Origin of the sequence: Pseudomonas sp. ITEM 17296 (genome assembly GCF_028895205.1) — a bacterium.
In the GTDB taxonomy this organism is placed as follows: domain Bacteria; phylum Pseudomonadota; class Gammaproteobacteria; order Pseudomonadales; family Pseudomonadaceae; genus Aquipseudomonas; species Aquipseudomonas kermanshahensis.
On sequence record NZ_WJRS01000002.1, the window covers coordinates 85,260 to 99,544 of the forward strand.

General features: G+C 61.8%; 10 protein-coding genes. All 10 read right to left on the reverse strand.

The genetic code is table 11. The annotated features are described in order from the left end of the window. Positions 1 to 2 precede the first annotated feature (2 nt). From GIB19_RS02975 to GIB19_RS03020, 10 genes are read right to left on the reverse strand one after another with little or no spacing between them, the layout of a single operon-like run. Entirely contained in the window at positions 3 to 1,943 is a 1,941-nt protein-coding gene (locus GIB19_RS02975; protein WP_258641907.1) for a hypothetical protein, read from the reverse strand. Next, positions 1,937 to 5,380: a DEAD/DEAH box helicase gene (locus tag GIB19_RS02980; RefSeq protein WP_274883446.1), complete on the reverse strand. Its 3,444-nt coding sequence runs from the start codon at positions 5,378 to 5,380 to the stop codon at positions 1,937 to 1,939. The genes GIB19_RS02975 and GIB19_RS02980 overlap by 7 nt, the downstream gene beginning before the upstream one ends. Continuing rightward, positions 5,377 to 6,711 carry a protein kinase domain-containing protein gene (locus tag GIB19_RS02985; RefSeq protein WP_258641903.1) on the reverse strand — a complete coding sequence of 445 codons (1,335 nt, stop codon included), beginning with the start codon at positions 6,709 to 6,711 and terminating at the stop codon, positions 5,377 to 5,379. The genes GIB19_RS02980 and GIB19_RS02985 overlap by 4 nt, the downstream gene beginning before the upstream one ends. Next, the gene (locus GIB19_RS02990; RefSeq protein WP_258641901.1) at positions 6,698 to 7,414 is read right to left on the reverse strand and encodes a PP2C family serine/threonine-protein phosphatase; all 717 of its coding nucleotides are present in this window, start codon (positions 7,412 to 7,414) and stop codon (positions 6,698 to 6,700) included. The genes GIB19_RS02985 and GIB19_RS02990 overlap by 14 nt, the downstream gene beginning before the upstream one ends. Continuing rightward, entirely contained in the window at positions 7,411 to 7,878 is a 468-nt protein-coding gene (locus tag GIB19_RS02995) for a VWA domain-containing protein (protein WP_258641900.1), read from the reverse strand. Before GIB19_RS02995 ends, GIB19_RS02990 begins: the two co-directional genes overlap by 4 nt. Continuing rightward, positions 7,875 to 9,659: a Card1-like endonuclease domain-containing protein gene (locus GIB19_RS03000; protein WP_258641898.1), complete on the reverse strand. Its 1,785-nt coding sequence runs from the start codon at positions 9,657 to 9,659 to the stop codon at positions 7,875 to 7,877. Before GIB19_RS03000 ends, GIB19_RS02995 begins: the two co-directional genes overlap by 4 nt. After that, positions 9,656 to 12,421, reverse strand: a complete 2,766-nt coding sequence (locus GIB19_RS03005) for an FtsK/SpoIIIE domain-containing protein (protein WP_258641897.1) — start codon at positions 12,419 to 12,421, stop codon at positions 9,656 to 9,658. Before GIB19_RS03005 ends, GIB19_RS03000 begins: the two co-directional genes overlap by 4 nt. After that, positions 12,418 to 12,648, reverse strand: a complete 231-nt coding sequence (locus GIB19_RS03010; protein WP_146146882.1) for a hypothetical protein — start codon at positions 12,646 to 12,648, stop codon at positions 12,418 to 12,420. Before GIB19_RS03010 ends, GIB19_RS03005 begins: the two co-directional genes overlap by 4 nt. Then, positions 12,641 to 12,976 carry a hypothetical protein gene (locus tag GIB19_RS03015; protein ID WP_258641896.1) on the reverse strand — a complete coding sequence of 112 codons (336 nt, stop codon included), beginning with the start codon at positions 12,974 to 12,976 and terminating at the stop codon, positions 12,641 to 12,643. The genes GIB19_RS03010 and GIB19_RS03015 overlap by 8 nt, the downstream gene beginning before the upstream one ends. After that, on the reverse strand, positions 12,973 to 14,283 hold the full coding sequence (locus tag GIB19_RS03020) for a hypothetical protein (protein WP_274883452.1): 1,311 nt from the start codon (positions 14,281 to 14,283) through the stop codon (positions 12,973 to 12,975). The genes GIB19_RS03015 and GIB19_RS03020 overlap by 4 nt, the downstream gene beginning before the upstream one ends. Between the last annotated feature and the right edge of the window lie 2 nt (positions 14,284 to 14,285).

Genomic DNA, 14,285 nt, shown 5'->3' on the forward strand with positions numbered 1-14,285 from the left:
TCCTATACCTCGATCAGTGTTTTGATGATTTTGTACGATGCCTCGCGCAGCTTCGCGACATCCGTGCTTGCCAGTGGCAGTGGTTCATTACCGTGCCCGCGTCTGGCGATGAGCGCGGCTACATCGTCGACAAAGGTCGGTTGGGTCGCCGCGATCGACTTTAGGGTCTGCTCGTCGGCCATCAGCAGGAAGGCGATCATGCAGGCCCCGAGCGACTGGCCGCTGCCTTGCAGCGTCTGGCGTACAACCGAAGCCCTCACGGTGTGCAGGCTTGACGGCAGTCGATGGCACAGGCCGGCCGCGATGGCCTTGTCTTGCGCTACCTCGATCAGCAGCGCATCTGCCATGTCCGGTGGCAGCCAATGGTTCAGCGACAGCTCGAGGACGGACTGCACAGCCGCATAGAGATCGCGGGCGAACGCCAGGGCATCGTCTCCCTCCTGCCAAGAGAGAAAGACCCGTTCCGCATGGACGAGCCGCTCTTTCACGTTCGCCCCGAGGCGATTGAATGCGCCGAAGCCAAACTCGTCCTGGATGCCAGCACGGGCATCCAGCAACACGTCCGCATAGGAGTCAGGGTTGCTGCTGGCGGTCGGCTCGCGGGAAAAGGCCACCTCCGGCACCATGGTCTCGATGATCTCGCGCACCAGCGGTTCTGCCAGCAACTCCGATTCCGGGGCGTCGGCACTGCCTTTCCCATGCCCCTTCTCGTCACGTGCCTTCTTGATTTCGAGCAGGTGGCTGATCAGTGCGGGATCGCGCGCGGCCAGATGTCGCAAAGGATGAGAGTCATCGTCCTGCGCGCGAAGGATGCTCAGGGCGAGCAGCGTTTCCAGCTCTGCCTTTCCCTCCTGGAAGTCCCGTAGCTTGCCCTCCCGGACAGGCCTGAAACCGGCTCCCGGTGGTAGCAGCCCAACCTTGCTGGCCGCGAGGCCAAGCAGTTGTGCGTGCTCCGCCTGCGGGGTGAATTTCAAGCGCTGAATATCACCTTCGAAGGGGCGCCTGGCACAGGCATGGAACAACGACCACTCCACGGCGGCATAGAGCTGGGCGATCGAGCGGAACGCGGCGTTCGGCAGCAGCCGCAAGTTGCTGAGGAGCTTGGGGTAGCGCAACTGGTTGGAAGGTGTGTCGAAGGGTTCTTTTGCACGCTGATCGGGGGATGGCGAGCGTGGCTGACGCAGCGCTGCCTTCCACTTGCCCAGCCAGTCCGCCGTACGCTCGTCCTGCTCTAGCAACTGTTCGAATGCCCGTTCAAGTATCAGTGAAAAACCGTTGCCGAAGGGGTCTGCGATGCGGAACTCGCCGTCGCGTCTCTGAATGGCGATAGGGCAGTCCAGGTAGTACTGTTCCGGCTTGTCCATGATCACGATCTTGTGCAGTGCCGGCAATTGCTGCCCCTTCCCGAAAACTGCGGATCTGCGCTGCATCGCTCGCGCCACCTTGATCACATCGCGCTGGGTGAGCGGTGCGGATCCGGTACTGATGGATCGGATCCTGTAGGCGGCCTGCTTCTGTTCCTGCTTGCACAACGGCTGGTTCTCCAGCAGTTGCATGAAGGGCAGGACCTGCCCGCTGACCCGTTCGCGAAACAGCAGCGCGGTCACGAATGCCGGGTTGTTGGCCTCGCTTGCCGTGTTGCTGTCGGACGCTTCGAGGACGCTGTTGAGATCGTCGATCAACCCTCTGTCCCGAAGGCGCAACAGAATGCTTTCGACCAGGTCGCGCGGAATGCAAGTGTCCTCGGCCAGTGCCTGTGAGGTCATCCTCCCAAGGGAGAGCAGACTGAGGATGACCTGCTCGAACGGGTTGAGGCTCAGGCCGTCTTCGTCAGGCCTGGGCAGGGTGATCCGGTAGGCATCGACGGGCCAGGACAGATTGCGGCGTCGGCCGACAATTGCCCCGAAGGGATCAGGGGTGCCGTAATCCAGAAGTTTCAACATTCCAGCACGACTCCTTGTTCGCGGCAGAGCTTATGGAAATCAACGAGCCCGGGAATGAACTCGGCTGCAAGATCGCCATCCAGCAGGCTCGGGTCGCCGACCACCACCAGCAGTTTCTTCTGGCGGCTCATCGAGACATTCAGGCGGTTGTAGAGGCAAAGGTGACCGAACAGTGATTGCGCCTGTTTTTCGCGGTCATCGGTAGCGTGTTTCCACGACTGCGGCACGGTCCTCACCGTCGATAGGAACACCACGTCGAACTCCATGCCCTGGAACGAGTCAACCGTGCCGATACGCAGTCGCTTGTCATTGTCGCCGAGCGTGCCGAGCTGCTGCCTGATGTACTCGGCCTGCGCCTTGTAGAAGGAAATCACCCCGAAAGTCAGGTCTTTGCCTGCCTCGCAATTCATCCATGCGAGCAGTTGGTGCACGATCACCGTGGCCTCGATCGGGCGAATCCAGCTGGTCCCGCTGCGTCGGTGCTTGCCTTTTTCCACGGGTACCTCCAACCACGCGGCGGGTTTTCCGCCGGTATCGGGGAGGGCGTGGGCAAAATTGACTGCTGGCCTTCCTGAGCCGAACTTCTCGGAGGGGTCGAAGCGCTCGTAGAAGTTGCGGCTGATGAAGTCGCCCAGCAGCTCATGCATGCGGTACTGCCTGTCCAGCGTGACCCGGCGAGTGATGTTGTCGCCTTCCTCCAGGGTTTTCAGGCGTTCCGAGAACAGGTAGTGGAACATCGATTTCTTCAGCCAGTCGGTTTCCGACGGGCCGTTTTCGCCGTCTTCCATCCGGCGTGCGACCTCGTCATCGATAATATGCGGCAGCTGGCGGTGGTCGCCGACCAGGATGATGCGCCTGCCCTGTGCCATCGGCACCATCAGGTCACGTGGCGAGACGCGAGCGGCTTCGTCGACGATCACGTACTCGTATTCCAGGCGCTGCTGGTTCAGGTTGGTGTCGCCCCCCTTGATGCCTTTCTGGAATTGCATCCTGCGGTTGACACTTTGCTGACACGTCGCGGCGAAGGCGAAGCTGTAGTCGGATACAGCCTCCAGCATGGCGCGCGGATTGTTGTCGAGCTGGGCGAGAAACTCCGCCAGCGCGGCGGACTTCCTGTCCCGGCCCGAGTGTCCCTTGAGTTTGATCTGCTCGATTGCTACGTCTGCCAGGACGACGATCTCGTCGTTGGCTTTCTCGATGCGGAAAACCGGGGGGGCGCTGAAGCGGGTGAGCAGCGTCCTCTTCAGTGCCGCCAACCGCTGCAGGAACGGCGGAAGGCCATTTTCGTTACGCCACAGGCTGGCATCGTCGAGCAACGCAAGGTCCTCGCTGTCCAGCACCTCGCCGAGATCGACCAGCGCATCGGCGGCGCGCTCGGGGCCATCGTCGGCAAAGCTTTCCGGCCGGCAGCGAAGGCGACGCACAACGTCGAGCCATTGGTGGCTGGTGTCATTGAGCTTTTCTTCCAGGCCCATTTTCTTCTGCAGGTTCTCGGCCTGACGTACCCGCTCCTCGCCCAGGACCGCAATGCCGAGCGCTGCGATCCGGGAGGCCAGGCGGGCGCCGAGTACCCGTGTCGGCGTCTGGAGGTATTGCAGGTACAGGTGCCTGATCTCCGTTTCCTGTTCGATTTCGGCGATCTGCGGGTTGCGGTCACGCAATTCGGCGGCGAGCTTCCCACACCACTCATCGAGCCGCTCCTCGAATAGGCTGGCGTCATCCGTGGCTGCATTGGAGCGCTTGCCGAATTTCGGAACGGGAAGGCTATTGAGCGACAGGCGCTCGATCATGTTCTCGACCGCGTCGTGCTGAAACCCTGTCAGCAGCACCTGGCCCTTGATGGCGATGCCACGCTTGTCCGCCATTTCGTTCAAACGCTCGAGAATGGCCGCGATGACCGTAGTCTTGCCGGTTCCGGGAGGTCCCTGGATAAGGGCGATGTCTGGGGTTTCCAAGGCACAGCTGATGGCATCCAGCTGTTTTGGCGTGGGCGTGTTCTTGAAGACCTTGTCCAGGACGAACGCCGTCAGCGGCTTGACAGGTGACGGCCTGCGGGTCTGGGTAATGACGCCTTTTTCCTCGATCAGCAGGCCGAGCTGGGGATTGGCGGCCCGGCCTTCGAGAATCATCCGGCGCGCCACCAGGCGGCGCTTGATCTGGGCAACCTCGCCTGCCAGGGAGAGGATGAGCATGCCCGACTTTTCCGGCAGCCTTTCAGTCTTGAGCTTGAGAGTGTTCGATGCCTTGTCGAACTCGCTCACCCCGTAATGCCTATTTCTGACCTGTGTCTCTTCCTGGGGGGGCGTGGGTTCCCGTTCCGCCGTGTGCTCGATGCCGCTGGCGAAATCCTTGAAGCGCAGGGCGGGATCCAGCAGATAGTCCGGGAGTTCCTCTACCCACCGGAGTTCGCCGACCTGGCCCTTTTCCAGGGCCTTGAGTGCGGCCTCGGAGGCTTGGGTCACGCATACGGCCACGGTTCCGTCCCTGTTCTCGACGCTGCCGGCGACGTGCAATACCCCCACCAGGCGCGCCTTGTCCAGCAGCAGTTCACCTTCGAGATCGCCGAACTCATCCCATTTCCTCAAGTAACTGACGTGGTCCTGAGTCAAGGCTGTCATCTGCGCTTTGGCGAGGAGACGGATATGTCCGGTCCGGCTCCAGTCTGCGAAGTGAAGCTTGCCCTTGACCAGGCGTAGTGCACGGTCCGGATGCTTGCGGGCCTTGGTCAAGCGTGTGGTGAGGAAAATCGATTTGCCCTGGGGTAACGGCGTCTCTGTCGCTACGAAGCGCAATCCATTCCCGCTGATGCAGAACGAGTTGCTGCGGTTTGGTTGCTGGCTTCGAGCGGGCTGTACGGCACTGGGCGCTGCGTCCTGGCTAGCTTGCGATTCCGGATCCGGCACCAGGTCGTTAGCGTCTGCTGCTTCCTCTTCCTGGACGGGGTCGGGCTTGAGCATCTCGTCGATGGCCGGACCTGCGGTCAGGAAAAAGAAGTCGATGTCGCCTTGCCGAAAGCAGAAATGGCGCTCCAGCAGCTTGTAGAGTTGTTCACCCTTAGGACCGTTTCTGCGGCGCTCGAGGTCTGCAATTGCTCGTTCGGCATAGTCGTCCACGCCGATTTCCAGTTCACCCATCTCCAGGCACGGGCCGGAAAAAAAGGCGATCTGCAGTTCCATGCTGCCGTCGGCAGCACGATTGGCCAGTTGCGCGAGCAGTGCGCGGCCAATGGCGAGTTCGGCGTTCAGCCGCCGGTTATCGATAGATGTGACGGTCTGCACCGCGATCATTGCGTCCTTGAGACGCAGGTCGAACTCATTGGGGCGCGAGAGATCGCTCTCGATCGAATAGACGGCCTGGTCGCGCCACTCTACCGAGCCGTGGCCAACCGGTTGGATGCGGATGGTAAGGATATCGGCTGGTATGTCCTGGAACTTCATTGCACGCCCGCCTCGAAGGTGAAGGTCAAGCTATCGGGGAAAGCAGGGGTGCCTCGGACAGGACGTGCCGTCCTGGCGGCGAAGTCAAGGTCGACTTCGTACGCCTGCGTCTCGTTATGCTCGAATGAAAAAGGATGGAAAAGTCGGTGCGGCAGGGCGAAATGCTGGGTGGTGGAGGGAATCACGATCTCGCCCCGCGATGTCTGGGCGCGGGCAAACGGCGCACGGGGTGCATCGCAATAAGGGCAGTTGGTGTGTTCGTCGAACAGGTAGCTCATCGTGCAGGCATTGCAGTGCAGCGAGCGGTCGAACGCCTTTTTCAGCTCCATCGCCCAGAGCGCCATGGTGGGGCGGCGATGCGGCTGTAGTCGCCCGGCCCCGAATGTTTCCTGGAAGAGCCGGCGAAGCCCATGCGTAGCTACCAGCGCACGCGGCAGCCCGCCAACCCCAGAGTTGGAGTCATCCTTCGCGTCATCGATGAAGGGCAGATACCCCGCGTACGCCTGTTCATCCAGGTCGGCAGTCTGGCCGTCTTCATCTGGCTCGGAGTCCCAGCCACCGTCATCTTCCTCGGGCTCGAGCACTGCCTTGCCGATGAACGGATGGCAGAGTGCAAGGGTCTTGAAGGCCATGACGGCAAATGCCCAGCAATCCGAGCGTGGGCGCGCGGTATCGATGCCCCGCACCACTTCCGGTGCACCGTAAGCCGGCGTGTAGACCGAGATACCTCCGCTGGCCAATTCAAATCGCAGGTTGTCGGCATCGATGAGCCAGACATCGTTCGATTGCGCACCGATGAAGGCGTTGTTGCTGGAGATGTCGCCATAGACGATGCCCGCACAATGCAGGCGGGCGAGGATGGCGGCGCATTCCGACAGCGCGAACAAGCGGCGGCGGGTCGAGCCCGTACGAGCGTAATGGACGAGATGCAATGCCAAGTCCCTGTCAGGGACCTTCGCCAGCCATTCAGGAAGAATGAGCTGCTGTTCTTCGAGGACCTTTTTCGTCTTGCCGTCGAGATCGAAGACGCTGAAGGGCGTCATGTCGTTTAGCAGGCGCATCACGTACCCTGGCTGATCCCGCAGGATGGCCAGCGGTAACGACAGTGAAATGCGCGGTGGCAGGGGCAGCAGGCGGATATTCTTGAAGCGTTGAAGCAGGTCGCTGCTGGTGTCCGGCTCACCTTGGGGATTGAGCGGTTGCTTGATGGCCAGGTCCGCGTCCTTGGTGCGGAACACGACGCCTTGACCGCCCCTGGCGAGCTCATCGGCAAGCGTATGGTGATTACCGTATTCGTCGCACAGCGGCGGTGTTCCTTCAGTCTTGTCCATGGTGAATCTCCTCGCGACAGAGACAGGCGATGGTCTTGTCGTCGCTGTGCTTTGGGGTGGGCCATTTATCGAGCATCGCTTGAAGACGCCGGCTGGCGGTGACCGCGGCCAGCGAACGGTGCGCATCGATCAAGCCGGTCACGAAGCCGGGAATGTCCTCCAGGTCGTCCGCCACGCCGTCGGAGCAGAGCAGGATGGCCAGGCAATCCCGCTCCGGCAGCGAGGCGACCTGCCAGTCCCGCTCGGACACACGCTGGGAAAGTGCTGCCGTGATGTTGGAAAAGCCTTGCGACTTGTCGTCCGCCAGGGACATCACCGAACCATCCGACCTGATTGCGGCGACCAGGCCATCGCCCAGCATTCCCAGGTGGATCACGCCGTTTCCCGCCCGGAAGGCGAACAGGCACGTGGCGGCGCAATCACGGGGTTCGAGTGGTGCGACGAGAGACAGCCAGTTCGACGTAATGCGTTGTAGCAGGGGCGCCGGGTCGGCTTCGGTGCGGGAGCGGAAAGCCTGTGCTACAGCCTGGCAGGCTGCATTGCTGCCGAAACTGGAAAACGGCTTCGAACCGAGGCCGTCGGAAACCACGATGCCGTCTCCCCCGTCGCGGTGGAAGGCTGCCCATGCGTCCTGGTTGGGGAGGCCGGCAGCCAGGTGCGCGGGGCCTGGAACGCTGGCACCGAAGCTCTTCCACAGCGTCATGCCGAGGGCGCTTCCAGCCATTCGTCCAGCGCAGCGAACAGGTCCTCGGCTAGGAAAACGTCCGGACCCTTGAGCTGCGGATTGGCGTCCGCACCGATCTTGATGACGCGTACCGAGTCGTCGGGAAGCCGCGACCGCCACTGTTTCAGGTGTCGGGCATCGGTGCTGGACCAGAAACCGTCGGTCAGCAGCAGTATTTTTCTGTTCGGTGAATCACCCAGCAGACGGGTCAGGGCGGTCGCGCTGGAGGTGCCGCGGCACACCAGCATGTGTTCCGGGTAGTCGTCGGTCATGGTCCAGTCGTCGAAGACCGCTTCGGTACCCCAGGCACACAACCTGATCTGTTCCTTTCTACCCGCCAGAAGCATCCACTGGGCGATAGTCGTGACCACCGTCCTCGTGATGAATGGCTTGCCTCCCTCGCTCATACTGCCGGAGGTGTCGCACACCAGAAAGAGCGTCATGCCGGCTCCCTGGCCAGCCTGGCGCGTGCGGCAATCCCGCTCATCAAGCTATCGAGCTGTTCCAGGAAGGAGCCGCCGCAACAAAGTGCCAGCTTCGCGTCGCTGATTTTCTTGCGCACTGAGTCCGACCTTGGAGGGAAGCAGCAGGCGACGATGCCGCGACCTTCGACACCACCATAAAAGCGGACGAGGTTCTGCAGTTTCATCACTTGCTCCTGCGTGACCTTGCCCGCCTTGCACTCGACGATGTAGAGCGAATGCCCGTCGGTAAAGGTGACGTCGAGCTCGTTGTGTTGCACGTCGCGATGGAATGAACCGTCCTGGTTGAGTTGCAGGGTGAGGTTGATTCGCAGGTCCCGGATGACGCCGCGCTCCTCGTAGGTTTTACACTGCAGATAGACGAACTCTTCGAACCAGCCACCGGACATGTATTTGGCGAAGCCCGCCCAATGCTTGAAGTGCAGGTTCAGGCCGTTGCCGACAACCGATGCCTCGGCTTCCCGAGTGAAGGCGAATACGAACCCGTGGCATTCGATGCGAAACGGTATCAGTGGCTCACCTCTTTGCAGGCTTCTTTCGTGTTCGTTGTTGTACCTGCACAATTCGGGGTAGGCGTCAGCGACTTTGCTCCGGTATTTCCACAGTGTCTTGGTCAGGCGGCGTCGGTCCGGCGATAACTCGTCCTGGGGCTCGACGGTCGACACTTTCAGCCCATCGCCATTGAGCAGCAGGAAGGTTTCGATCGAGTCGATGGGCCGGATGGTCTCCCGACGCAGGCTATCGACATAGGTCACGCGCTGGTTGCGGCTGTCGAAGTAGAAGGGCACTGCACCCAGTGCGCGGGCTGCGGAGAGCGCGCCGGCGAACATCAGCTTGGTGCCGCCGGTAAGGTTCATGCCGATACGCGCGCCAGGCGGCAAGGTCCTGGCGTGGGCGATGATTCTTTCCTGCACGTCCATGGCGTCCCACGGGTTGACCGGGAGTTCGTCGAAGTCCGCTTCCTGGATGAACGCGCTCATGCAGGCCGCCGGGAAGTCCAGGGAGTTCACGAACACATGCCGGTCGGAGGCGAACTGGCGGATACCCAGCAGGGCTGGCATGCGTTGCTCGCCGAAGAGGTGATAGGTCACGGCGAACCCTTTGTGGGCATTGCCGATCGCGGCCTGGCTGGCACCGTGGCGCTCCAGCCATTCGGCGGGCAGGGCAATGGCTTCCGGCGGTTTGCCGACAACGGGCGAGACGATGAGGCGTTTCTTCAGGTGAGGATGAGCCAGGGCCGCCAGTGCCCACATGAACGCCATGACCGGCGTGCCAGGGCTCAGGTACAGCGTCACGAGTTTCTCGCCAGCGGCCTTGGCGACAAAATCCAGGGCGCGCATGGCACAGGCGTAGATGCCTTCGGAGTCGTTCAGCTCGCGGAGTGTTTCGCTCTTCAGCGAAATGCGTGCCTGCCTGGCAAACCGTGGCAGTTGCGCCTCCAGCCAGCGGGCGAAGTGCGCGTGGGCGGCAGGCGTATTGGCGAAATTGGAGACGAAATCGTTGGTAACGCCGCGATCCTGTTGCTGGTTGGCAGCATGGATCGCCGCCAGCCGTGTCGCCAGGTCCGCGCAGGTGGGTGCCGACACGTGATCCTGGAGGTCGTTTCGCGTGTAGCCAAGAATCACGATTTCGCTATAGTCCTCTGCCGCCAGCGCTGCGGCAATCGGACCTTCCGTGCTTTCGAATCCCAGCGACGCGCGAAAGTCCGTGATGCCATACCAGGTGAGCAAAAACTTCTTCATAGGGAACTCTTGGCGACGTAGGGGCGGAACCAGGTCGTTTCGCTGGTCATTCGGTTTACCAGAACGGCCCGGTTGGGCTTTTCGAGACCTTTGAACTTGCCAATGCCGGTGGAGACCAGCGAGCCGGCGTCATCTTCACTCATGCAATACCCCAGGCGCAGTTCGAAGTACGAAAGAAGCTCCTTGCAGGTCGATGCGCAGCGCTGCCAGCGCTCGACGAAGGCGAATACGAACACCCCCTGACGCGGGCCATCCTCGGCAATGCGCTTGAGCAGATCGCCAGGGCCGAGTGGTTCACCCGGCTTGGGGGGCCTGAACGCGGTCGGTGGGTGCAGCAGTCTTTCCGAATCGAGACCGTCGATGATCAAGGCGACGCGGCGACTGCCGATGGCATCGGCTATCGCTTGCAACGGGAGTGCCGCGATGTCGTCGAACACTTGCACGGGACCGCCGGGCGCGCGCGTCCCTGAGGTGAATTCGCCTTTCGCGGTGACGCCGCGGGCGTTGAAGAAGATGATCTCGTCGAAACGGCTGGATGCCACCAGGCTGGACAGCGTTGCGTTGAGCAAACCGTCGTGGATGGCATCGTTATAGCCGCTGAACAGGACATTGAAGGCCGTGCGCTGGATGAGCGGGACCGTGAGCATGTCGGCGTCGAACGTCAGCTGTTGCCCGAGGAGCAGGGCACCGTCCCCTGAACAGACGTTCTGGTAGGTAGTGGCGCAAGGCGGCTCAGGCAGGTGGGCACCATTGAAGATCCGGGTCTTGTCCGCCATGCCCTGACGCGAGGCATGTTGCGCCAGCGTGCTGATGTGTTCGCGGCAAGTGTCGCTGTCTGCTAGGGGTATCAGGAACTTGACGTTGCCGGACCTGGCCCCGTTGGCATTGTTGATGATGCCCTCGGGCGGGCTCTGCAGCTCCGCCGCGGCCCAGTTGTTCGCGCTCAGGATCATCGCCGAATCTTCCTGGCCGCAGGCCAGGGCGATGCGGCAGCCCAACTGGGTGATGATGCTCCCCAGGGACATGGCATTGATGCCCTTGAGAGTCTGCGTCGCGAGCAGGACATGAATGCCGAATGAGCGCCCCTGCTTCAACAGTTGCGACAGGAAGTGTTCTGCCGCCTCTGCCACTGAGCGTGTGCCGGCGAAGAGCACCTGGAACTCGTCGATGACCAGGAGGACTCTGGGTAGCTGCTCACCTGTGCTGGCGCGGAAACTAGCGAAGTCAGAGACCTTGTTTTCCTTGAACATGCGCCCGCGCCTCTGCAATTCATCCACCAGGTGGCGAAGGACTGTGATGCCGTATTCGGGATCGCTTTCCGTGGCGACCAGCCGGGCATGGGGAAGGGGCGGGTCGGCATAGACACTGAATTCCGTCGATTCCTTGTAATCCAGCAGATAAAGGTCGACTTCCGCCGGTGAATAGCGCTGACACAGGGAGTGGATCAGGACGTGCAGCAGGTTCGACTTGCCTGACCCGGTCTTGCCAGCGAGCAGTGCATGGTGTTCGGACGTTGTGGCACCGAGGACGAAGGAAGCGGGCGCGCCCGCGGTTGACCAGCCGATCGGGATGTCGAAGCCTGTGCAGGTCGTGGCGCCCTTGGAGAAACCGGACCAGAGATCCTTCATCGACCGGCTGAAGCGCGCCTGCCGGGCACACTCTTCGGCGAGCGCCGAAAGGTAGGGGCCTAGCTGTTCCTGCCTGGGCCATTGCTCGGTCTTGCAGCTCGATGAAAGGCCGTTGCGCGCGACGGACGACGTCGCGAACAGGGCGTCGAACGCTGCGACAGCCTGTGCTGCGGTTGCGCGGAATTTCTCGTAGCGCTGGTCCTGCAGGCGGTGCTCGTTGATCGCGATGATCGGCAGGACGCCGCAGCGCGGGCCGTTCTCGCACAATCGCTGGAGGAACCACAGACTTTTTTCGGACAGTTGCTCTGGCGCATCGAACAGCACCAGCACTTTGTACGCAAGACGGCAGTCGGGGTTCTTCGCATTGTACGCCGACCAGTTCGCGGACTCGTCATTGAAGCGATGCTGGAGCAGTTCCTCGATGTCATCCGTCAGCCGGCCGAGCGCAGTCTCGATCTCGTCCGCGCGCGTCAGCACCCGCTGTGCCGGTACCAGTTGCTCGACCTTGAGCAGGGGCAGGAACGGCTCGACTGATTGTCCCAGTCGCAGCGGATCGATGAACGTCAACTCCAGCTGCGCCGGGGGCAGGGCAGAAAGCAAGCGCAGCAGCAGGCCGGATATCCACTGAGCATGGCCCGTGTGGCCTTGGGAAAACGCCAAGGCGCTGGAGAACGGGAAGGGGATGGCGTTTGGCGTCGAACAGCAGAGGTCCTCGAAGCCCAGTTGCCGGGAGCCGAGGTACAGACGCGCAGGCATTTCTGTGACCGCCCATGATGTCGTAGGGACCAGATCCGTCAACGCTGGCTGTTCGCGGCGAAGCCGCTCACCCGAACGCATCGCGTCCGTGGCGATACCTTCCCATTGCCGCACGAACGCCGATCGCCAGGCCGTTGTCCGCTGCGCGCGGCTGGCGTTCGTCTGTCGTTCTTCATCTGCCAGCCGCCGCAAGGCCTCTTCCGTCGAGGCAGCCAGGGGCGTTTGCAAGTCTTTGCGCAGCCCCTGAAGGGTTTGCTCTCTTCTGCTCGCGGCGGCATTGAACTCACGGTCGATGCGGGCCAGGCCTTCCTGATAGTCGGCGATGGCTTGCATGACCCTGGAGACGATTTGGTCCGGATGCTCGGGCGATCCCTTCATACATCACGCTCCCCTCGTGAAGTTCCGACGTCTTGCGCTTCCTCGAGGATGCCGTCGATGGCCGTGACCTGACGCTGGTAGTCTTCGTTGAAACTCCGCAGGCAGGCGATGTTCTCCTGGATCGGGGAGAGCACTTCGTTGGCGATGGAGATGCCGAATCCATCCCGCACCCCGGTGTTGAACCTGTTTGCGCAGGCCGCCATCAGACCCATGACATCGTCAAACATCGACATCTCCCGACTCATCGTCCATGGGGATTTCCAGGACATGCGCATCGGTGGAGATGCCTGGAAACAACGACGTACAACGCTTGCCCGGCAGCAGGTAACGGGATTCGAAGTCCGGATCCTCGCGCCTGATCTCGCTCAGGAACCTCTGCCACCGCTCCTCGGACAGGTCGATCGAACGGCAGCCTGCGGTCAAGTTCAGCAAGTGCGCCGTGGCCTCGTCCACGTCATCCATGTCACCGGTATCGACCGCGCGTTGCAACTGTTCCACTCCTGCCCGGACCTGTTCAAGGATGGCAGGCTCCACTATGGCGAATCGCACTTTCATGGCTGTTCCTCCTGGCTCTGGCGGATGAAATCAAGACAGGACCGGTCTATCTCGTTCTTGCTCGGCAGCATGCCTATCAGAGGCGAGCCCGCCTCGCGCAAGGCATCGCGCAATTCTTTCTCTTTCTCGGGCGAAAGGTCCTTGATGTCCCGCGAGCAGAGCGTGCATTGCGCATCCGCTTGCTTGTGTCCTTCGGCCTGGAACACCATGTGGTCCTTCTGCGCGAAGAGGTACTGGGCTTTGCCGCATTTCACCTCCAACGCCAGCGAGCCGCCCACCGGTGCCCCCATGCCCGGCCCACGCCCCAGTACGACTGGGACACGCAGGTCGGTTATCAGCAGGTCGGTCTTGGTGTAGCGGCCGTTGTCGCCAACGAACGTCCGCCCTTGTGTCTCGATGCGACCACCCAGTGGCGCCAGGGCGTGGCGAGCCAGTTGCTCACCGAATTCGCCGCACAGCTCAATGCGGACCTTGCGCACGACCCCGTTGCGCTCGACATCGCCTTTCGCGGCAACCCGTTGCTCGCGGAACCTGTCGACCTTCGCCCGATACTCGGGATTTCGTTCGTACAGGTACTCCTGGAGCATCTGCCGATGCTCCGCCGACAGGTTCATTCGATCCCGCAGTACATCTGGTGTGACGACGCCACCCTGTTTTACCGGGTCCCACTTCAGCCAGGAATGGAAGTCCGCAGCGACGGGATGGGTCGCCAGGTAGGCCTCCAGCGCTTGCTGGGCCGCAGAAAGGCGTGTAACACCGAGATCAATGGCCTGGCCGACGCCGAGAAGCCGTGCATTGCACTCCTGCTGCGCTTGCGCCAGTGCCTGCGCGGCCATCGAGGCCGCTTGCCTGGTCATTTCCAGGCGACGTTCCATGGCCATGCGGTTCTCCATGGCCCGTTCGTGATCGACCCGTGCCTGCTCCAGTGCGTTGCAGGCCTGGTCCACTTCGGCTCTGGCCTGCTCAGCGCAGTCTTGCTCCCAGGAGCAATCAGGATTCGACCCGTCTTCGGCGAGCGGTTGAGCGATGCAACTGGACAGCGAGCTCTCGGCAGCGTCGAGACTGGCGTATGCAGTGTCCACGGCCTGTCGGGCATCCTCGGAGGCCTGGCTGGCGTCCAGCTCCAGCTGTATGGCGTTGTCCAGCAAGCCCTCGCTGTGCTGTGAGGCGTTTCGAGCGTCTTCGTACTTGTGCTCTGCCAAGGCAACCTGTGCTCGGCAGGATAACTCCAGGGCCACATGGATGGCCTGCAGATCGCGTACGAGGTCTTCGAGATTTTCCACTTGCCCTATGGATACGAGTGCCATTG